The organism is Winogradskyella sp. SM1960, from assembly GCF_020179375.1.
Taxonomy (GTDB): Bacteria; Bacteroidota; Bacteroidia; order Flavobacteriales; family Flavobacteriaceae; genus Winogradskyella; species Winogradskyella marina.
Window position 1 is genome coordinate 167,732 of record NZ_JAICBG010000006.1, and the last position, 22,055, is coordinate 189,786.

Genomic DNA, 22,055 nt, shown 5'->3' on the forward strand with positions numbered 1-22,055 from the left:
TTATTTTTTTTAATTTTTAACTAGCTTATACTGCCAAAACACACCTGTACCTGTCTCAACATTTACGTGCATCGTGTTGTTATTATCTGACAATGTAGCTGTGTAAGTTATAGAACCAGGAACATCTACATCTGGCAGTTCCCCTTGATTAGTTGCTTTTGGTAATCCAATATAAGAACCTTCACCCATAATGGTCAGTGTACCAGAACCTATATCATAAGAGTATGTTGCAGGTATAGATCCGTCATGTGGTGCCACAGGTGCGCCACAAGTATCATCACCACCTTGCCATGGTTCTATCCATGTTTCGGCTCCTAAAACATTTGCAAAAGAACCGTCAGCTCCAAACACATAAGTATCATCAAAGTAACAAGCTCTATCTACTACACAGCCATCATCACAAGAATACCAGCTTGTGTCACCAACATGTGGCCCAACAGCTAATGATCCAGCTTCTGCAGCCATTTGCCAAGTTCCAATAATTGGAGAGTCTTGAACACCATCTTTTACTAACTTAAACTGCCAAAAGACTCCTTCACCAGCTTCTATGTACACATTCATTGTATTGTTATTGTCAGAAAGTGTCGCTGTATACGTAATTGATTCTGGGACAGCTACATTTGGTAACTCTCCTTGATTGTTAGCTTTTGGTAAGCCAATAAAAGCTCCTACACCATTCAGAGTTAAGGCTCCTGATTCTGAATCGAATGTATATGTAGCAGACCCACTTCCGTCATGAGGTGCTACTGGTGCACCACAATTATCTTCACCTCCTTGCCATGGCTCAATCCATGATTCTGACCCTAAAATATTTGTAAATGATCCATCGGCACCAAATACGTAAGCATCATCAAAATAACAGGCTCTTGCTGCCACGCATTCACCTTCACAAGAATACCAGCTTGTATCACCAACAGCAGGTCCTACTGCAAATGAACCATCTTCTGCTGCAACTCTCCACGTTCCAGCAATTGATAATTGTTGGGTAGCTGCTCTATAAAAATAAATATTGTCAATAAATGCTGTGCCCTCACTAGACGGCGTTCCTTCATATTTTAATTGATGAATATCAGTCACATCAAAGCCATCTTGATCCGTAAATTCTGAAATTGGAATAGAAACACTTGTCCATTCGTTTGGTGTTAAATCCACGGTTACAGCGCGTTCACCGTTAGATTCGGTTGCACTGATTAAAAATACATCTACAGATTGTAAAACATCAGCAGTCCATATATCTAAATGAATGTATTCCATTTGAGACACATCTATTGGATCTGCAAACTGATTACCTTGATAACTTAGGTTTGAATACTGTAACATATCGTCACCGTTTAAATTAAACAGTGCCCATCCACTACCACAACAACCACCTTGTCCCCAATCTGGGAAATAGTCAGAACCTTCTACATCATTGTAAGCAGCACTAAATATAGAAATAACATCACTTTCTGCCCTTGCAGGTTGTGCTGGTGCAGAATTTAATGGCTGCAATATTGCTGTTACTTCGAACTCCTCAGTGTAACTTGTCGTTTCAATTGCGGCACCCATGGCGACAACTGTAATGGTATACGTCCCAACGTCTTGATAAGTATATGATACTGTTTCTCCAATATTAGCTGAAATCGGATCTGCTGAATCATCCTCACCAAACGTTACTTCATAAAAAATTGCCGAGTCAGCTGTGGCTGTTACGTTTACTGTTTTAGAAAGTGCCGCATCATTTTCAATAGTAACCTCTAAATTTTCTGGTGCTTGAAAAGAGACATCAATGGTCTGTAAAGCAGTTGCAGAAGCTCCATTTAAACCATACCCAATTATAGAAGCTTCGTAAGTCCCTTCTTCATAGGTATGATTAATTCCGTAACCAGGCTCTATTCCTTCTGAAACTTCTGAACCGTCACCAAAGTTAATTTCAAAACTTGAAACACCTTCACCTAGTGGTGTAATAGTTACCAAGCCTGTATTGTCTTGTGTTACCACCACATTCGCTGAAATGTTTGTAGGAGCTTTAAATTCATCGACAAAACTAGTGCTTGCGTCATCTTCAGTACAGCCATAAAAAACCATTACTAAAAGACATAATCTTAATGTGTGTTTTAATATTTTCATGCTTTTATTTTTTAATATTCAGGGTTTTGATCCCAATTTCCATTAGCAAATTGAATTTCCTCAAGAGGTATAGGGAATAATTCGTGCTTACCTTCCGTAAATCCATCTATTTCAGAACCCCTTCCTGTTCTTACCAAGTCAAAAAAGCGATGTCCTTCACCAACTAACTCAACTCTTCTTTCATGGAAAATAGCTTCAGTCAATGCTGAACCTGTAGAGTTAATCTCATTATCAGTGTTTCCAAAAGCTCTATTTCTTACTCTATTTAAATAAAGTTGTGCTTTTCCATCATTAATACCACCTCTATTAAAAGCTTCGGCAGCCATTAATAATACGTCAGCAAATCTAATAGCTCTATAATTGTTTGGGTTCGTTAAGTTTAAATCACCTGCAGCATCTTCACCTCGTTTTCTAGGCAAATATTTTCTATTAAAATACCCTGTATGTTTATAACCTGTACCATAAGTAGCTCCGGTTAAAGCAGCCCAATTTTCAATATCTAAAATGGCAACATCTTTTCTTAAATCTCCAGCTTCAAATGCATCTACAGCATCTTGCGTTGGTACGTTAAAACTAAAGCCTGATGAAAATAAAGGTCCATTATAATTTCTAATACCACTAAATCCAACAGCAATATTTCCTTCACTACATTGCATACAATCAAAACTAGCACCTTCAATATCTGTATATTGTACTTCAAATACCGATTCTATATTGTTTTCACCTGCATGTTCAAAAATTGAATCGTAATCTTCGACTAAATCATAAGGTCCGTTGCTAATTAAGTTATCTAAAACAGAAGCTGCTTCTGTAAATTTATCTTGATATAAATACGCCTTTCCTAATAAAGCCTGAGCTGATCCTTTTGTTGCTCGTCCTACTTGAGGTGCTGCATAGGATAAATTATCAATTGCAAATTGCAAATCAGATTCAATTAATGCATACACCTCTTCAGGTGAAGATCTTGGGGTAACTTTTTCATCACCCAAAGCGAAACGCTGGTCTACTTTCAAAGGAATACCTCCAAACCACTTTACTAATTCGAAATTATAATAAGCTCTTAAAAATTTTGCTTCTGCTATAATTACCTCTTTTCCCTCAAAATCAGTTCTATCTTGAAATTCTAACAAATAGTTTGCACGATTTACACCTGCAAACATCCAATTCCATATATCTCTAAGGTTGCTATTCACAGGAGTATGGATCATATCATCGATTTGCTGATAACCAATAACATCTGTCGCGTCTCCACCTCCACTTAGAGTATTATCTGAGGCTATTTCACCTAACAACGCATTAACATAAGTGGTTTGTAACAAGTCATACGCTGCAATTAATGCTTTGTAATAATCGTCTTCCGAGTTAAAGTAATTTTCGGAATCGATTGAGTACACTGGATTTCTATCTATAAATTCGTCAGAACAAGATTGAATTGCAAAGACTACCATAACGATAGCTATAAGTTGTGTTATTCTATTTTTTTTCATTTTCTCTTTTTTTAAAAATTAAGGTTTACTCCACATAAATAAGTTCTTGGTATTGGGTAGAAACCATAATCAATACCTCCTCCTATCGGTGCTCCACTACTAGCTCCTGGATCAAAACCTTTATATTTTGTAAATGTGTAAAGGTTGTTAACACCAAAATATATTCTCATTTTACTAAGACCTATTTTTTCAATTGTATTTAGAGGAATTGAGTAACCTATTTGAACATTTTGTATTCTTAAGTAAGATGCATCCTCAACAAAAAAGTCTGAAAACAATCTGTTTGTTGTCGCTGCAGTAGTGACTCTTGGCACTGTATTACTTGTACCTTCACCTGTCCATCTATCTAATACATAATTTAATCTATTAACATCAGTTACTGTTCTTTCGTAGTTTCTTACCATGTCATTTCCTATAGAGGCAAATGCATATGCAGTAAAATCAAAGTCTTTGTAGTTTAATGTTAGGTTAAGTCCCATTGTAACATCTGGAATTGGATCACCCAGATTTGTTCTATCATCTATTGTAATTTCACCATCGTTATTAATATCTACGTATCTAATATCACCTGGTGATGCTTCTGCCCCTAAATCTAATTGTGAAGGATGTGCATTAACCTCATCTTGGTTTTGAAAAATACCATCTGTTTTATAACCATAAAAGTAGCCTATTGGTTGCCCCACTTCCATTCTTGAAATCACAGGCTGACCAACACTAAAATTACCAGCTTCTAAGAAACCTGTACTGTTATTTACTTCAGTTACTTCATTTTGTAATGTAGTAACATTGTAGCTCGCGGAAACTCTAAAATCATCTGAGAAGTTTTCTCTATAATTAATTGCAAATTCAAATCCTCTATTTTCAACTCCACCAGCATTTACTGTCGGTGATCCTCCACCAGGTCCAAATACACCAGTGATACCAGAAACAGGGATGTTAGTAATTAATAAATTATCACGTTTGTTTATAAAGTAATCTGTTGTAATGTCTATTTTATTATTTAATAGCCTAAAATCTAAACCAACATCAAACTTTTTAGCTTCCTCCCATTGTAATTCTGAGTTTGGTAATTGTCCAATTGCTCTACCATTTGTTAATACATCATCAAAAAGGTAAGTCGCTTCTCCACTTAATTGACCTACGTAGCCATTGTTAGGAATTTGATCGTTTCCTAAAATACCGTAACTCGCTCTAAGTTTCATAAAACTAAATATACTTGAGTCGCCAAAGAAATCTTCATCTGAAATTACCCAACCAGCCGTTGCTGATGGAAAATAAGCCACTCTATTATCTGGACCAAATTTAGTTGATGAATCTCTACGTAACATTGCAGAGAATAAGTACTTTCCTTTAAAATCGTATTGCAATCTTGTAAAGAAAGACAAGCGTCTTTCATCATAAGCATAAGAACCTACATCTCTTACTCCATCTCCACCAGTTCCTTGAGCTAATGCAATATCTGCAAAGCTCCATGAGTTATTTGGCACATCATATCCTGTAGCAAATAAACCATTTCCAAATGTTTTAAAGATAGTTGTACCTCCTGTAAAAGTAACATTGTGCTTATCAGAGAATGTGTTTTGATAGGTCGCAAATATATCTAATGAGTAATCATTGTCATTTATGGCATTTTGATCTACTCTACTTCGCCCTACATCAAATACTTTACCTCCGTAGTCTACCATTTTAGCAAATGATTTACTTTCACTGTTAGCGGTATTAAAACCAATTCTACCAGTGACGTTTAAATTATTTAGCATTTGGTATTCTAGAGATGCTGTACCATTTAATTTCTTTAAATCATAATCATTATAAGTGTTCTCTATTTGTGCCAATGGATTAATAATTTCAATTCCTAATCCAGGACTGCTTGGAATTAAAGTAAAATCTCCATTGGTATCATGTGTAGAATACGTTGCCGGAATATTTAAGGCATTAAACAACACCGAACCTAAACCAAAGTCGTTTACAGAATCTCTATCTAAATACGTATATGTAATATTCGTATTAAATTTAAGTTTATCTGAAATGTCTCCGCTAATAGAAGCTCTCGCCGTATTTCTTCTAAAATCAGACTTTTTAGGTCCGACGATACCTTGCTGATACAGGTGAGATCCACTAATAGAATAGGCTATCTTCTCTGAGCCCCCTGAAATACTAAAATCGTGATTCATTAATGGCACCGACTTGTTTAAAACTTCTTCTTGCCAGTCTGTGCCCTGCCCTAATCCAGAAACATTAGGGAAAGGTAATGCTTGACCACCATTTGCATAGCTTTCATTCAATATTAAAGCATACTCAGTAGCATTCAATAATGATAAGTGACGTGTTGCCTCTTGAAAACCTGTATAACTATTGATTGAAACTTGAGTTTTACCACCTTTTTTACCACTCTTTGTTGTAATTAAAACAACACCATTTGCACCAATTGTACCATAGATAGCTGCTTGGGCATCTTTAAGTACTGTTATTGATTCAATGTCGTTAGGATTTACAATACCCAAATCACCTTGATACCCATCAATAATGACTAAAGGACCATTAGTACCGTTAGTAGAAATACCACGAATCCTAATATCTAGTCCTGCACCAGGCGCACCTGATTGTGATGTTACATTCACACCAGATACCGTACCTTGAAGTGCTTGTTCTACTTTAACAGGCTTAAGTTCATCTAATGTTTTTGAATCTACAATAGATACTGCTCCTGTAACATCTCGTTTCTTTTGTGTTCCGTAACCAATAACGACCACCTCATCAAGAGATTCCGTATCTTCTACTAGAACAACATTTAAAGGTTCACTATTAACAATAGTAATCTCTTGCGTTAAAAAACCTAAATAGGAAATAACGACTACAGAATTTAATGGCACGTCTAATAACGTAAACTCGCCATCAAAATTTGTTGAAGCTCCTTTAGATGTGTTTTTAAGGACTACATTAACACCTGGTAACGGTTGCCCTGAAGAAGCTTCAGTAACCGTTCCAGTAACATCTACATTTTGCCCAAATACTGCCATTGTAAACAAGAAAGAAATGAGCGTTAAAAAGTTTATTTTCATAATTAGTTTATTAGATAACGTAATATTAGAAAATAAAAATCTTGATTTACCAAAAACAGGCTATACAAAAAACATACAGTGCAATAAATGCGATTAAAAATTACCAAAACAGCATTGCTTAACCCTTTAAATTACGGAATTCTCGGAATTAACTTTAACTTAACAAATCACTTATAATTAGTTAATAAAGTCCCAAAAACCAGACTTGTATAGGTAATGTATAGTTGAAAATTGTCGCTGTATAGGCGCTATAGTTCAATTATATAATTAGATAAGCTCTGTTCGTGGTCTAAGCCCATTTTTTTACGAAGACGATAACGCTTCACTTCCACACTTTTATGAGAAATATTAAAAAGTGGAGCTATTTCTTTTGAAGACAAGTTTAGTCTTAAATACGCACATAATCTTAAATCATTTGGAGTAATAGAAGGGTGAATTGCCTTAATCTTTTTCATAAAATCTTTATCCACATTATTAAAGGCTTCCTCAAACAGCTCCCAATCATTAGTATCATTTATACTTGAGTTTATGCGTTTTACGACTTTATTAACATCGTTAAGTGATTTACTTTTGGATAGTTCACTCTTAATATTATTAAGTAACTCATTTCGCTTTACCAAATTCATTGTTGCCATTCCAAGCTCTCTACTCTTATTATCTATATTTTGTTGTAAGTTTTTGTTTTTGATCTGAATTAACTGACGCTGGTTTTCTAATTGCTCTAATTTTAATTCTCTTTCCTTATTAGCAATAAGCTTTTGTTGTTGCTTTTTATAATGCTTTCTATTGAAGTAGTACAGAATATAAATAAAAAGTATAGCGAAAATAAAATAAGACACTATAGCTAAAGGTTTAATGTACCATGGTTTTTCTATAGTAAAACTATAAGATAACACATTATTAGACATCATACCATTTGACCTTGCTCTAGCTTCAAAGGTGTAATCACCATGGGTTAAATTTTTAAACACAACTTCTGAACTTAAAGACCAGTTACTCCAATTATCATATAACCCTATTAACCTATACTGGTAGCTCGTTGTGGCGAACTTGCTAAAATTAGTTACACTATATTGAAACTTAATATTATTATTTTTATTAGAAAACAGTTCTGGCTTCACTAAATCTGATGGAAAGAGTTCGTCTGGGTGTTTACCAAATCCAACCCTATTTAAATTGATATCTAATGCTTTAAGCTCTAATTTATTTAGGTCAATGATTAGATAGCCTTCAGTTGTACCAATTAAATAATTGTTGTTAGACAAGTCATGGATATTTTCAAATGCCGTTTTACTTTTACGTACCTCACTAGAAATAGGCACTAAGTTAACTAGTGGCTCGCTAGATAATTTCCCTGGCTCAACATAAATAATAGCATCTTTAGAAAAGCCCCAAAGCTTTTTCCCATTACTATCGCTTAAAAGTTTACCTGAAAAATAATTTTCGCCACTAAGTAATTTACTTAGGACTGTATCCTTTACAAATGTTTCGGATGTACTATCATAACCAAAAACACCTTCTTCATAATTATAGAGTATTCTATTATTATATGTTGCTATGCTCGACTTGTCACCCTTACTAATTGGCAATTTACTATAGTCTATAACCTTACGAAAATCTGCATCAACCTTTATTTTAAAAACACCTTTATGTTCATGATTTACCAGCAATTCATTTGAATTAACAAACTCAAAATATCTTGAAGATGTATTAAAACCTTCAATTTTATTTCTATACCTCCAGGCATCATCTACACGTTCTAAAACATTTAAACCTTTGTAATTACCTTGAACTAAAAGATTAGGAAACCCCTTAACTTCTTTTACTCCCCACGTTCCAATTTCACTGGATATTTTTTTTGCTTGAGTGCCATTAATGATAAATGTTCCTTTATCATGACCACAAAACAATGTACTTTGCACAATTGCCAAGCTCCAAACCTGACCTTTTGTACCTTCAATAAACTTAAACTGATCATTTGTATCAATTAACTTATAGAATAACCCCTGGTTAGTACCTAAATATAAATAGTTATCCGTTTTTGCAGACGCATACACTGTGCCTAAAACACCTTGTTTATCCGTGTAAACTTTATAAGGTGAATTTAAATTAACAACATTAATACCATTATCTAATCCAAGCCAAATATTCCCAAAACTATCATCCATTAAAGACAAAACGGTATTATTACTTAATCCATAGGATTGATTAATTTGCAGTAGTAACTTACCATTTTTATTGACATGTAACATGCCATTAGCAATTGTACCTAAAACAAAACTTTCGTCATTTAATCTAGCACTACTATAAATACTAAACCCTTTTAATAAATTATTTAAATCTTGATTCCACGGATGTATTTCTCCATTCGTTAAATCAAAAAAACCATCTTCTTTAGTTAAAAACAATAATCCAGAATTAGACTTAAAAATATTAACTACCTCTTTACGTTTAATTATTTCTGAAGAAGATACTAATGTTTGTTCACCATTTTCTATCCTATAAATACCTAAATCAGTTTTTTGAAAATAAATAGATCCATTTACATTAAACATTTTATTAATTCGTGAATCAGAATGTATAATATCAAAACTGTCTTCAGCGATATTGTATATATAGATCTTCTCAAAAGACTGAAACAAAACATAACCTTCAATATTAATAATTCCCCAAAAATCTTCTTCTACTTTAATCGAGAGATCTTTATGTTTAACTAAAGAGGAGTATACTAACCTACCTTGCTCGTTTTTGGTCCAAAAACCAAAATCCATGTAACCTCCTGTATAAATCTTATCACCAACAATTCTAACTGATCTTAAAATTCCAGAATTCGGAGCATTATAAAGCGTCCATGACGCCCCATTATATTCTAATAAACCTTTATTATTAGTAACATAAATATAGTTATCTAAAGACTGATCTATTGCCCAATTTTGATCTTCGGCACCATAGTCTTGAGGTGTAAAAATTTGAATAGGAGGAATCTCCTGAGCATCAGTTGCTATAGTAAAAACAACCATTAAAACGTAGAGAATACTTTTAATTAATTTCATTTAAGTTAAAATCTATAGAAGATGAATCGATTTAAAGAATAAACACAAAATTCAATTGTGTTAAGGCTCTAAATATAAGCAAATAAACGATTTTAGCACTATGTGTAGTGGTAATTTATAAATATGTATAGTTAAATTTGATCGGTTACAAAGCTTTAATTTAACGTTATAACAATCCTAAAATACGTATGTTGATGATACATTCTAAAAAAAAAATCCGATATTTAGGAAATTACACATATCACAATAAACAAACAACACTATGGAGGAAGTTGGATTCGACATTTTAAATTTATTCATTGTACTACTCTCGGCTTGGGGTGCTGGTGCGTTAATTAAACGTATTGGATATCCAGCTATTTTAGGAGAATTATTGATAGGTGTCATAATCGGTCCGTCTCTACTCGGTCTAGTAGAATTATCTAGTACGTTACACATTATATCTGAAGCTGGTGTTATCTTACTAATGGCATACATTGGTATGGAAATAAACTTTAAAGACTTAGGTAAAGCTTCATGGGCAGGACTACTTGCTGCGGTTGGAGGTTTTGTGGTTCCATTTGCTTTAGGTTATTTTGTGGTTACGTTTTCTGGTGGTACAACAATGGCAGGACTCTTTGTAGGTATTGCAGTTGGAGTAACGTCTTTAGCTACAAAAAGTCGTATTTTAGTTGATCTCGATTTATTAGACACACGAATTGCCTATGTTTTAATGGCAGGTGCGTTAATTTCGGACACTTTAGCTCTAATTATTTTTGCCGGACTCTCCAGTTTTATTGATGCTGGTGCTGTAAACATGTCTGAGATACTAATTATAGCTGGTAAAATAATATTGTTTTTTGCATTTTCTACAGGTTTCGGGCTTTATGTGCTTCCGAGAATTGGCAAATGGATGGCTAGTCGAAACATAGATAACAGAACCACTTATTTTACATTATTACTTCTCATCGTTTTTGGGCTTTCAGAATTGGCGGAACTCGTAGGACTTCATGGTATTTTAGGAGCCTTTATTGCAGGTGTTTTTATAAAAGATGGTGTTTTTCATGAAAAAATAACTAAAGACATTACGCGTGTTTTTCACGACGTTTCTATAGGATTTATGGCCCCTATATTCTTCGTAACAGCAGGTTTTCACGTCACCTTAGATGTTTTTAAAACAGACTTAATGCTTTTGCTATTAATAGTAGGTGTCGCCTTTGTTGGAAAAATAGTTGGTACAATTTTATTCTATTTACCAAGCGGAAATGGCTGGAGAGAGGGCTTTGCGGTTGGAACAGGAATGAATGGTCGTGGTGCTGTAGAAATTGTTATTGCTGGTATTGGTTTACAAAAAGGTATAATCACTCAAGAAATATTCTCCATACTTGTTTTTATGGCCATTATAACCACACTTTCTGTACCAGTACTATTAACCTGGTCTACAAATTGGTTAAAAAAACGAGGAGAATTGGTAAAACAATTCTCGAGAAAAGGATACCTATTTTTAAGCGCCAATCCATTGGCATTGTTATTAGGAAAACACTTGGCTGACGACAACAAAGTGGTTTTTATAGATGCTAACAAAACCAATTGTGAAAACGCAAAAAGTAAAGGCTTTGATTATGTTCATGGTAATATTTTAGAGGAATCTACGTTGAATGAAGCGGTTGCCAAAGATTTCCGAACATTTATAGCCTTAACGGTCAATAATGAAATTAATATGTTGGCATCACAGCTTATTAATGACACTGTATTTATTCCTGAAAAATTTGTAGCAATATCACCTCACAGTGGCGAAGGAGGCAGTATAAATATCCTAAATTCGATTTCAGCTTCAACTTTGTTCTCTGGAAAGGTCGATATTCAATCGTGGATACAAAAAGTACAGGATTCCAACTATAAGGAAGTTGAAGTTTCTGTCAGTAAAAAAATATCAACACGAGAATGGCTTAAATCTCAGTTCAGTGAAGACAAAGATTTACTACCATTGGTTATTATAGAAAGTACAGGAACAAAACGTCCATTTAGGTACGATGATCATATCGATGCGGACGAAAAGATTATTTATATTGAGTAATTATTTTTTCTAAATGACAAAAGCCTTTATTTTTCGATAAAGGCTTTTGTGTTTTTAGCTGTAATTCGTTTTAACTTTTCATTTAAAGACGCATAAGGAATTGGCTTCGCCAAGCCCCTTTACAACATTTTTAGAAAAGCCAATCCAATAATTTGGAATGTATTTTTTGATTAAAAACAGGACGGAAAGCGAGCTAACCTCCAATTTTTAAACCAAAAAAGCCGAAAACTTTCGTTTTCGGCTTTTCATCTGTACTGAAGACGGGACTTGAACCCGTACGTCCCAAGGGACATTGGATTTTAAGTCCAACGTGTCTACCAATTCCACCACTTCAGCATTTAGTTACGGACAGTAACTAAAATTGGTATATTATATCGAGCGAAAGATGGGATTTGAACCCACGACCTCCACCTTGGCAAGGTGATGCTCTACCCCTGAGCTACTTTCGCAATTTTTATGAACATTTTCGCTGTAAAAGCGGATGCAAATTTAAAATTTTAATCTTAAAAGCAAAGCCTTTTTTGAAAATAAATTAAAAAATTTTAATTAGCGTCCAATTCTAATAAAATACATTCATTTAAGATGTCATAATTATTAGATTTCTAAAGCTTCAAAAGTTAAGCTACTTTGCTCGTTTTGAACAATTAAACAACAAAAAGAACAATCAAACCAATTCACTTTATCTATTAAGAGCAATTAGTCTATAATCTTGTTTCTAACAGAAAAATGGTCTATTTTTTTTTAAGCCTGCTTTTTCTTAACCAACATTCGCTTAATTTCATTGAGTTTCATCAAGGCTTCAACCGGAGTTAATGTATCAATGTCTGTGTGTAAAATTTCATCTTTAATATCTTCTAAAAGCGGATCATCGAGATTAAAAAAGCTTAATTGCAAATCATCTTTCAAGCTTTTTACTTTATCTGTTAACTCTTCGCTAGAATGTGATTTCTCTAATTTTGATAAAATTTTATTCGCACGACGAATGACTTGCTGTGGCATTCCAGCCATTTTAGCCACATGAATACCAAAACTGTGTTCGCTTCCGCCTTCAACTAGTTTTCTTACAAAAAGCACATTGTCCTTTAATTCTTTTACAGCGACGTTAAAGTTTTTAATCCGGTTGAAGGTCTCCGTCATTTCATTCAACTCATGATAATGCGTTGCAAACAATGTTTTTGGTTTTGATGGATGCTCGTGCAAATATTCACTAATGGCCCAAGCGATAGAAATCCCATCATAGGTACTGGTTCCTCTTCCTATTTCATCTAACAACACCAAACTGCGGTCTGAAATATTATTTAGAATTGAAGCTGTTTCATTCATCTCCACCATGAAGGTCGATTCTCCCATCGAAATATTATCACTTGCTCCTACTCTCGTAAAAATCTTATCGACCAAGCCAATTCGTGCTTCTTCAGCCGGCACAAAACTTCCAATTTGTGCTAACAATACTATTAAGGCTGTTTGTCTCAGAATTGCCGATTTACCAGACATATTCGGACCAGTAATCATAATAATTTGTTGCGATTCTCTGTCTAAAAATAAATCGTTAGCAATATAAGGCTCTCCAATTGGCAATTGCTGTTCAATCACAGGGTGACGACCATCTTTGATTTCCAAATCGAAACTATTATCAATCTGAGGATACACGTATTTATTAGATTTTGCCAAACTCGCAAAACCACATAAACAATCTAGTTGACCAATCAGTTGCGCATTTTGTTGTACCGACACAATAAATTGATGCATCCAAGTGACTAATTCCGAAAATAATTGTTGTTCAATTACTAAAATGCGCTCTTCTGCCCCTAGGATTTTAGCTTCGTATTCTTTAAGTTCTTCGGTAATGTAACGTTCTGCATTGACCAAGGTTTGCTTACGTATCCATTCTTCTGGAACTTTATCTTTATGTGAATTCCGAACTTCAATATAATAACCAAAAACGTTATTAGACGCAATTTTTAACGATGTGATGCCTGTACGCTCACTTTCGCGCTTTAGCATGTTGTCTAAATAGGTTTTTCCAGATTGTGATAAACCACGTAGTTCATCCAATTCTTCCGAAAACCCATTGGCAATTGTATGTCCTTTTAAGACATTAACTGGCGCCTCTTCGTTTAAGGTTTCCTTTATTTTTTCACGCAATAAATCACAGCGATGTAAATTATCGCCTAATACTTTTAGAGCGTCATTCTCGCACGATTCAGCGACTGACTTTATAGGCACAATGGCTTCCAAAGAGTTTTTAAGCTGAATCACTTCACGCGGACTCACTTTAGTCGTGGCTATTTTTGAAATGAGACGCTCTATATCTCCAATATGTTTTATTTGCCCTTGAATCTTTTGAAGCACCGATTCATTTTCCAATAGGTATTTTACGACTTCGTGACGTTGTTTTATTTTTTCGGCATGCTTTAAAGGTAGCGCTAACCAACGTTTCAGCGTTCGTCCTCCCATTGCTGAAATGGTTTTATCAATGACATTAATCAACGTTACAGCATTGGCATTGGTGGAATTGTAAAGTTCTAAATTCCGAATCGTGAATTTATCCATCCACACATAATCGTCGGTGGCAATTCTTGAAATTGTTGCAATATGCTCCAACTTATTATGACGCGTTTCCCCTAAATAATGCAATACAACACCAGAAGCAATAATTCCTTCATACAAATCTTCAATTCCGAAGCCTTTTAGCGTTTTGGTATTGAAATGTTTGGTTAAGGTTTCATGCGCATAATCGGCTTGAAATACCCAATCTTCCAAATAAAAGGTATGAAAATCATTTCCGAAGGTTTCCGAAAACACCTTTCGACTTTGTTTTGAAATTAAAACCTCGCTCGGATTAAAATTCTGAAGCAACTTATCAATATACTCTGCATTCCCTTGAGAGGTTAAAAATTCGCCAGTTGAAATATCTAAAAACGATACTCCAATGCGTTGTTTTTCAAAATAAACAGACGCTAAAAAGTTGTTAGATTTTGAATGTAGAATATCATCATTAAAAGCCACTCCTGGTGTTACCAATTCTGTGACACCACGTTTTACAATGGTTTTAGTTTGCTTTGGATCCTCTAACTGGTCGCAAATAGCAACGCGTTCACCTGCCCTTACCAGTTTTGGCAAGTAGGTATTTAAGGAATGATGCGGAAAACCAGCTAACTCCGTTTCGCTATCACTTCCAGCTCCGCGTTTGGTAAGAATGATATCTAAAATTTTAGAGGCCTTTACAGCATCGGTACCAAAAGTTTCGTAAAAATCGCCAACACGAAACAACAATAAGGCATCAGGATATTTAACCTTGATGGCATTATACTGCTTCATTAATGGTGTTACTTTTTTTGCCTTTTTAGCCAATGGAAATCTGGTTTTAAGTTATATTTTTGTCTCAATAATTAGCGAGATTACAAATTTACTTATATTTTGAGGGTTATTGAAGCCGTAGAACTATAAGTTATTTACAGATGTTGATAACGTTACTCGACCTAGCAGGTTTTTAAAACCTAGCAGGTCTTTTTGAAATTGAACTTTAAGTAGAAACTTCACACTAAACAGAACGAATACACTTGAGAACATTTTACGAGTGAAAATTATTTACAAATTAACATTTTAGACCTGCAAGGTTTTAAAAACCTGCAAGGTCTCCTAAGCAATGAACATGCGCAAACTAAAAAACGAAGAATTAGATAGATTAGAAGTTTCAGAATTTAAAAAAGCTGAAAAATCGCCCATTATTATTGTTTTAGACAATATTAGAAGCCTAAATAATATTGGCTCTGTGTTTAGAACGAGTGATGCCTTTTTAATCGAAAAAATATATCTCTGTGGAATTACAGCAACTCCGCCTCATAACGATATTAGAAAAACCGCTTTAGGAAGTACCGAAACCGTTGATTGGGAATATGCTGAAAACACTTTAGATATTGTCAAAAAATTAAAGGCTAAAAACATAACTATTTGTTCCATTGAACAGGCGGAAAGCGCAACCATGCTCAACGACTTTCAACCGCAACCGAATGAAAAATATGCCTTTGTTTTTGGTAATGAAGTTAAAGGTGTGGCTCAAGATGTAGTTGATGCTAGTGATGTGGTTATTGAAATTCCGCAATTTGGGACTAAACATTCATTAAATATTTCGGTGAGTTGTGGTGTTGTGGTTTGGGATGTGTTTTCGAAATTGACGTTAGACGTTAGACGTTAGACGTTAGACCAATGAATGTCATTTCGAGCTTGCCGAGAAATCTCAACTTTAACTTTCACATATTTTTAATGAGATTCCTCGGCAAGCTCGGAATGACAAAAAGAACAAATCTTAATTTGAATTCAATGAAAAAACCTTGGCCAACAAAAGACGCCATGCAACAAGTTTACGACATGCATCTTTGGGGCGGAAAAGACTTTGACTTCTACTCTGGATCTGGCTCTCACAATGCTATGATTGTTGAACCTTATTTAAATAGTGTTATTACTTTTTTAAAATCTCATAATAATTCTCTGACGGTTTGCGATTTGGGTTGTGGAGATTTTAATATAGGTAAACAATTGACCAAATACACTAAAAGGTATATGGCAATTGATATTGTTGAGAACCTGATTGAACGCAACAAAAAAATGTTCAAAGCTGACAATTTAGAGTTCCTTTCTTTAGATATTGTGGAAGATGACTTACCAAAAGCAGATTGTGTGATTTTAAGACAGGTTTTACAACATTTATCTAATATTGAAATTAAAACAATTGTTAGAAAACTAAAGAATTATAAATATGTGATTCTAACGGAACATTTACCTGTTGGGAATTTTAAACCGAATATTGACATTATTTCTGGTCAAGGGATTAGAATTAAAAAAAAGAGTGGTGTTAATGTGTTGGAAACGCCTTTTAATTTAGAAGTTAAAGCTGTAAAAACCTTAAGTGAAATTGTTCCTGAAGATGAAAAAGGGATTATTGTGACTAAGCTTTTGGAAACTATTACACGAAGTTTCACTGAGTAAACACAGAGATCCACAGAGAATGTTTGACAGGAATTTCACTAAATTATACGAATGTAAACAGACTAAAACCTTTACTATATTAGAATAATGAGATTTCTCGGCTTCGCTCGAAATGACAAAACTAATGACTTATAAGTACTGCCTATCGTATACAAACATCTCAGGACTCATTTATCTGACTCAACAACCACAAATAATCTGCACGAGACTTCACAAAATCCCGATCCGAAATATCTATAATCTTAACATTCATGTCTTGCTGGCTTTTTAGAAATTCGAGATAACCTGAATTGATTTTTTCGAGGTAATCGTCTTTTATGTCTTTTTCGTAATTACGACCTCGTTTTTTAATATTTGCCTGAAGTCTTTCTGTATTTTGATAGAGATACACGTATAAATCTGGTTTGGCAATATCTTTATATACTTGGTAAAAAAGCTTTCTGTACAACCTAAACTCGTCTTCTGGCAAGGTTATTTTTGAGAATATTAACGATTTAAACACGTCATAATCACTCACCATAAAATCCTTAAACAAATCCAGTTGCGATAAATCGTCACTAATTTGTTGGTAACGATCCGCTAAAAAAGACATTTCTAAAGTAAAGGCATAACGTTCTGGTTCCTTATAGAATTTTGGTAAAAACGGATTGTCTGCAAAACGCTCTAAAATTAATTTCGTATTAAAATCATTAGAAATCTTATTTGCCAAACTCGTTTTTCCTGCACCAATATTACCTTCTAAAGCGATGTAATTATAATTGTTAAACGTGTAGGCTTTTTTCGGGTTTTTAAGCCAAATATTAACCGGTTCTATTTCCGAATCGTCTTTACATTCTAATAATAAGTCTTCAATGGATGTTTTTAATAGTGGATGCTCAACATCTTTTGCAATATCTACCAACGGTTGTAAAACAAACTTCCTGTTTTGAAGTCGAGGATGCGGAATTATCAATGTTTTCTCTTCAATTACTTCATCTTCAAAAAACAAAATATCTAAATCTATTTCTCTCGATTCATAGCCTTTTGTCGTTTTAGTTTTTCGTCCTAAATCCGACTCAATAGTTTGTAATTCTTTTAAAACCTTTTTTGGCTTCAATTCAGTTTCAACCTTTACACAAGCATTAAAAAAGTCGTCACCTTCAAATCCCAAAGCTGGCGTTTTATAAACTTTAGAAATCTTCTTAACAGCACCAATACGTTCAAAAATAGCATCTACAGCAGATTGCAAATATTGCAATTTGTGCCCTTTGTTACTTCCTAATGCTATGTGAATGGTTTTGGTTGGTTTCATTGAAACTTCAAAAATAACTAAAACAAAATCTATTATGCTAATGATATGCTCGTCTTGTTGATAAATGTTTAAAAAAGATATAAGACCGCTTGGCTGTTAGAACCAAGAATGAAGACTTAAGTCGAACTAGCAGACAAACAGTAATTATCCAAAAATAAAATTGCATCTCAAGCCGTAAAAAATATTAGTACCAAAATATTTTCCACATAGAACAGATTAAAAGACCGTTAAAACTTCTTTCCAGAACCTACAGCTTAACAACAAACAACTCAACATCAGTTAACTTACAACTTTTTTCTTTACGACTTAGTATGTTTGAGAGCATTAAACTTCATACCACTTTCTTCAAACCAACATCTCACAGTCCGCCTCTGTCTTCGGACTTTTTCTTCCGTCTTCCCTCAGAATTATCCCTTATATTTACACAAAACAAACTGCCAACTCCCAAATATGCCATTAAAAGACAAATTACTCGCGCAACGCATTTACCTCATCCTTGGTGGTCTTTTTATAACATCGCTTGTTGTTTCTAACTTAATTTTTCAAAAATTCTTTTATTGGCATCCTTTTGAAGTTGAATTTTTTGGATCTAAACTATTTGAGATTTCGGTTGGTATTTTACCGTATCCAATCACCTTTTTAATTACAGATTTAATCAGTGAGATTTATGGAAAAAAGCGTGCAAACGACATTGTGATTGTGGGCATTTTCGCTTCATTATTTTCACTTCTAATTATCTATACCGCTTCAAGCGTTCCTGCTACAGAATGGTCTTACGTCGATGACACCCTATTTAACAAAGTATTTGGAAACACGGCTCTTGCTGTTTTTGCCAGTATGGTAACGTATTTATTTGCGCAGTTTGTAGATATTCAAATTTATCATTTCTGGAAACGACTAACTAAAGGCAAACATCTATGGTTACGAAATAATTTTTCAACTTGGTTGTCTCAATTTATAGACACCTTTACAATTCTGTTTTTGCTGTGTACCTTCGGCATTATAGATTGGAAAAACTTCGCAGGCCTGCTCGTAAGCGGCTTTACTTTTAAGGTTTTAGTCGCATTATTAGATACACCGTTTTTATACCTTGGCGTGTATCTATTTAGGAAACGCTTCAAGTTAAAACTAAATGAGGAAATAAATTTACTTTAACCACTAAGCAAAACACTAAAATCTTCTTAAACTTAATGATATTAGCAACTTTTATACAGAATTTTGCGTATATATAAAAGACACAGTTTTAAAAACAATAATACACCTTATGAAGAAATTTTTAAAAATTATCGGAATCGTTTTACTCATATTTATTGCGATTCTTATTGCCATTCCTTTTGTTTTAGAATCTAAAGTAGATACTATTGTTCAGAATTATGCAGATGAAAACTTGAATGCCGACTTATCTTTCGATGATATTAGCTTAAGTCTTATCAGTAGTTTTCCTAAAGCCGAAATTAGCGTCGATAATTTAAAAATAACTAATCGTGCTCCTTTTGAAGGCGAAACTTTAGCAACCGCAAAGTCACTGTCTTTTGAAATGGGTGTTATGCAATTATTACAAGGTACCGAAGAACCTCTTGAAGTCAATGAAATAATTGCCAATGAACTGCTTTTAGTCCTAAAAACTAACAAAACAGGTGCTGTTAATTACGATATTGTTAAAGAAAGTGAATCTGAAACCACACCTACAGACACAGAAAATTCTAGTGGTTTTAGCTTTGATATTGATAACTACGAGCTTAACAATAGTGCATTTACTTATATAGATGACACCTCTAACATCACCTTTTATCTTAGCGAAATTAACCATAATGGAACAGGTATTTTCTCTGGTGGAAAATCGGAATTAGATACAAATACAGAAGCAAATATTACGTTTGCAATGGACAGTACAGAATACTTAAGCAACAACAGCATTAAATTAGATGCGCTTATTGACCTCGACTTAGAGCAACAGAAATATACATTTAGAGAGAACACAGGCTACATCAATGCTTTGCCTTTAGAGTTTGAAGGTTTTGTGCAACTTGTTGAAGCAGGACAACAAATTGATATCAGTTTTAAGAATCCAGAAGCGTCATTCAAAGATTTTTTAGCCATTATTCCAAAAACGTATGCTAAAAATGTTGAGAACGTCAATACCACAGGAAACTTTACCGTTAACGGAATTGTTAAAGGATTAGTCTCAGATGACACTATACCAACTTTAGATATTAATCTAAATTCAGATAATGCATCCTTCAAGTTTCCTGACCTTCCAAAAAGTGTTCGAAATATTTCAATTGATGCCTCAGTAAAAAACACTACAGGAAATGTGGATGATACCTTTGTTAACATCAATAAATTGAATTTTCAAGTAGATGAGGATGTTTTTAAGTCTGAAGCTTCAATAAAAAACCTCACCAAAAACATGTTGGTTGCAGCCAAATTAGATGGTGTTTTAAATTTGGCGAATATTACAAAAGCGTATCCTGTTGAGTTAGAAAACGAATTGAGTGGTATTTTAAAAGGAAATATAGATACCTCTTTTGACATGAACGCCATTGAAACCAATGCTTATCAACGCATAAAAAATGTCGGTAGTGTTTCTATTTCCGACTTTATATTTTCGTCTGAAGATATTGTGAATCCTATTCAAATTAACAAAGCCAATTTAACGTTTAAACCAGGAACAGTTAGCTTAAATAGTTTTGATGCGTTAACAGGAACAAGTGATTTTTCAGCAACAGGAAGTATTAATAACTTATTAGGATTTTTATTAAGTGACAAAAAGCTTGAAGGTAATTTTAATTTAAATTCCAATAGGTTTGCGCTTTCAGATTTTATGGTTGAAGATGAAACGGCAACAGAAACATCGAACAAAACAACGTCTGATGCTGAATCACTCAAAATTCCAGATTTTTTAGATTGTACCATCACAGCCCATGCAAATACGGTTGTTTATGATAATTTAAATTTAAAGAATGTAAAAGGACAACTCATTATTAAAGACCAAAATGCGAATCTAAAAAACATGACCACAGATATTTTTAATGGTCAATTGGGAATTAATGGTAATGTGTCTACGAAATCAGACAAACCAGCTTTTGATGTAAAGTTAGGCATGCAAAACTTCGATATTTCACAATCGTTTAATGATTTAGAAATGTTGAAAGCCTTAGCACCAATAGCTAAAATATTGCAAGGAAAACTAAACTCTACCATTGATGTCAGTGGATTTTTAGACGAAAGTTTTTCGCCAGATTTAACAACAATGTCTGGTAGTGCTTTAGCTGAAATTCTAACTAATAAAGTTGATGCGAATAATAGTCCTTTGCTTACAAGTTTAGACAGTAAATTAGATTTTATAGACTTCGATCAATTAGATTTAAAAGATGTTAAGACCAATTTAAGTTTTGATAACGGACAGGTTTCTGTAAAACCATTTACTCTTAATTATAAAGATATTCCTATTGAAGTTTCTGGATCTCACAGTTTTTCAAACACCATGAATTACAGTGCCGTTTTACAAGTACCTGCTAAGTATTTAGGAAGTGAAGTGAATCGTTTAATTGGCAAGATTGATGATAATGAGGTAAATAATCTAACCGTACCTGTAACTGCGAATATTGGTGGCACATTTGCTAGTCCAAATATTAAAACAGATTTAACGAGTGGTGTCACTAACCTAACAAAACAATTAATTGAAATTGAAAAACAAAAATTAATTGGTCAAGGAAAAGATAAAGTTAAAGACCTATTAAGTGGTTTAGCTGGTGAAAATGATAACACTACTAAAACAGACTCTACGGCTACAATGACAAAGGCAGACAGTACAAAACAAGAAAATAAGGATAAGATTAAAGAAGGTGTTGGTAATATTTTAGGAGGACTCTTAGGCGGAAAGAAAAATAACAAAAAGGAGGCAGATTCAACCGATATGTAATCTACGAACTGAAAAAGTAATCATTTTTTGCCAATTAATGTTAATAATTACACATTTATTTGCTTTTCTTAATAATTTGGTTA

11 protein-coding genes and 2 tRNA genes are annotated in these 22,055 nt (G+C 33.9%); 5 read left to right on the forward strand and 8 right to left on the reverse strand.

Features of this window, described 5'->3' with window-relative positions; all coding sequences use genetic code 11:
• Window positions 1-9 precede the first annotated feature (9 nt).
• The 4 genes from K1X16_RS14515 to K1X16_RS14530 all read right to left on the reverse strand — a co-directional run bounded on the left by K1X16_RS14515 (window position 10) and on the right by K1X16_RS14530 (window position 9,711).
• Entirely contained in the window at window positions 10-2,109 is a 2,100-nt protein-coding gene (locus K1X16_RS14515) for a hypothetical protein (RefSeq protein WP_225036925.1), read from the reverse strand.
• An 11-nt stretch (window positions 2,110-2,120) separates the two neighbouring features.
• Window positions 2,121-3,596 (reverse strand): RagB/SusD family nutrient uptake outer membrane protein, encoded by a 1,476-nt coding sequence (locus K1X16_RS14520; protein ID WP_225036926.1) that lies wholly within the window; start codon window positions 3,594-3,596, stop codon window positions 2,121-2,123.
• A gap of 11 nt (window positions 3,597-3,607) precedes the next feature.
• Window positions 3,608-6,658 carry a SusC/RagA family TonB-linked outer membrane protein gene (locus tag K1X16_RS14525; RefSeq protein WP_225036927.1) on the reverse strand — a complete coding sequence of 1,017 codons (3,051 nt, stop codon included), beginning with the start codon at window positions 6,656-6,658 and terminating at the stop codon, window positions 3,608-3,610.
• Between the two features lie 248 nt (window positions 6,659-6,906).
• Entirely contained in the window at window positions 6,907-9,711 is a 2,805-nt protein-coding gene (locus K1X16_RS14530; protein WP_225036928.1) for a triple tyrosine motif-containing protein, read from the reverse strand.
• A gap of 262 nt (window positions 9,712-9,973) precedes the next feature.
• Between K1X16_RS14530 and K1X16_RS14535 the strand changes: the two genes are divergently transcribed.
• Window positions 9,974-11,767, forward strand: coding sequence for a cation:proton antiporter (locus K1X16_RS14535; RefSeq protein ID WP_225036929.1), 1,794 nt, complete (start codon window positions 9,974-9,976; stop codon window positions 11,765-11,767).
• 252 nt (window positions 11,768-12,019) lie between these two features.
• Here K1X16_RS14535 and K1X16_RS14540 read toward each other — a convergent pair.
• The 3 genes from K1X16_RS14540 to mutS form a co-directional block, all read right to left on the reverse strand.
• Window positions 12,020-12,103: transfer RNA gene (locus K1X16_RS14540), tRNA-Leu, on the reverse strand.
• A 41-nt stretch (window positions 12,104-12,144) separates the two neighbouring features.
• Window positions 12,145-12,216 (reverse strand) — tRNA-Gly (locus tag K1X16_RS14545).
• Between the two features lie 292 nt (window positions 12,217-12,508).
• On the reverse strand, window positions 12,509-15,121 hold the full coding sequence (mutS, locus tag K1X16_RS14550; protein WP_225036930.1) for a DNA mismatch repair protein MutS: 2,613 nt from the start codon (window positions 15,119-15,121) through the stop codon (window positions 12,509-12,511).
• A 301-nt stretch (window positions 15,122-15,422) separates the two neighbouring features.
• On the opposite strand from mutS, the gene K1X16_RS14555 reads away from it, so the two are divergent.
• Window positions 15,423-15,965, forward strand: coding sequence for an RNA methyltransferase (locus tag K1X16_RS14555; RefSeq protein WP_225036931.1), 543 nt, complete (start codon window positions 15,423-15,425; stop codon window positions 15,963-15,965).
• Window positions 15,966-16,090: 125 nt separating this feature from the next.
• Window positions 16,091-16,756, forward strand: coding sequence for a class I SAM-dependent methyltransferase (locus K1X16_RS14560; RefSeq protein ID WP_225036932.1), 666 nt, complete (start codon window positions 16,091-16,093; stop codon window positions 16,754-16,756).
• Window positions 16,757-16,916: 160 nt separating this feature from the next.
• On the opposite strand, the gene folK is transcribed toward K1X16_RS14560, so the two are convergent.
• Entirely contained in the window at window positions 16,917-18,047 is a 1,131-nt protein-coding gene (gene folK, locus K1X16_RS14565) for a 2-amino-4-hydroxy-6-hydroxymethyldihydropteridine diphosphokinase (protein WP_225036933.1), read from the reverse strand.
• Window positions 18,048-18,497: 450 nt separating this feature from the next.
• On the opposite strand from folK, the gene K1X16_RS14570 reads away from it, so the two are divergent.
• Both K1X16_RS14570 and K1X16_RS14575 read left to right on the forward strand, forming a co-directional pair.
• Window positions 18,498-19,202: a queuosine precursor transporter gene (locus K1X16_RS14570; RefSeq protein ID WP_225036934.1), complete on the forward strand. Its 705-nt coding sequence runs from the start codon at window positions 18,498-18,500 to the stop codon at window positions 19,200-19,202.
• Window positions 19,203-19,311: 109 nt separating this feature from the next.
• Window positions 19,312-21,972 carry an AsmA-like C-terminal region-containing protein gene (locus tag K1X16_RS14575; RefSeq protein ID WP_225036935.1) on the forward strand — a complete coding sequence of 887 codons (2,661 nt, stop codon included), beginning with the start codon at window positions 19,312-19,314 and terminating at the stop codon, window positions 21,970-21,972.
• Window positions 21,973-22,055 lie beyond the last annotated feature (83 nt).

Coding starts and splice junctions, on each gene's coding strand:
- folK (WP_225036933.1), bottom strand. CDS start 18,047: ATGAAACCAACCAAAACCATTCACATAGCATTAGGAAGTAACAAAGGG.
- K1X16_RS14560 (WP_225036932.1), top strand. CDS start 16,091: ATGAAAAAACCTTGGCCAACAAAAGACGCCATGCAACAAGTTTACGAC.
- K1X16_RS14535 (WP_225036929.1), top strand. CDS start 9,974: ATGGAGGAAGTTGGATTCGACATTTTAAATTTATTCATTGTACTACTC.
- K1X16_RS14575 (WP_225036935.1), top strand. CDS start 19,312: ATGAAGAAATTTTTAAAAATTATCGGAATCGTTTTACTCATATTTATT.
- K1X16_RS14555 (WP_225036931.1), top strand. CDS start 15,423: ATGCGCAAACTAAAAAACGAAGAATTAGATAGATTAGAAGTTTCAGAA.
- K1X16_RS14525 (WP_225036927.1), bottom strand. CDS start 6,658: ATGAAAATAAACTTTTTAACGCTCATTTCTTTCTTGTTTACAATGGCA.
- K1X16_RS14530 (WP_225036928.1), bottom strand. CDS start 9,711: ATGAAATTAATTAAAAGTATTCTCTACGTTTTAATGGTTGTTTTTACT.
- K1X16_RS14515 (WP_225036925.1), bottom strand. CDS start 2,109: ATGAAAATATTAAAACACACATTAAGATTATGTCTTTTAGTAATGGTT.
- K1X16_RS14570 (WP_225036934.1), top strand. CDS start 18,498: ATGCCATTAAAAGACAAATTACTCGCGCAACGCATTTACCTCATCCTT.
- K1X16_RS14520 (WP_225036926.1), bottom strand. CDS start 3,596: ATGAAAAAAAATAGAATAACACAACTTATAGCTATCGTTATGGTAGTC.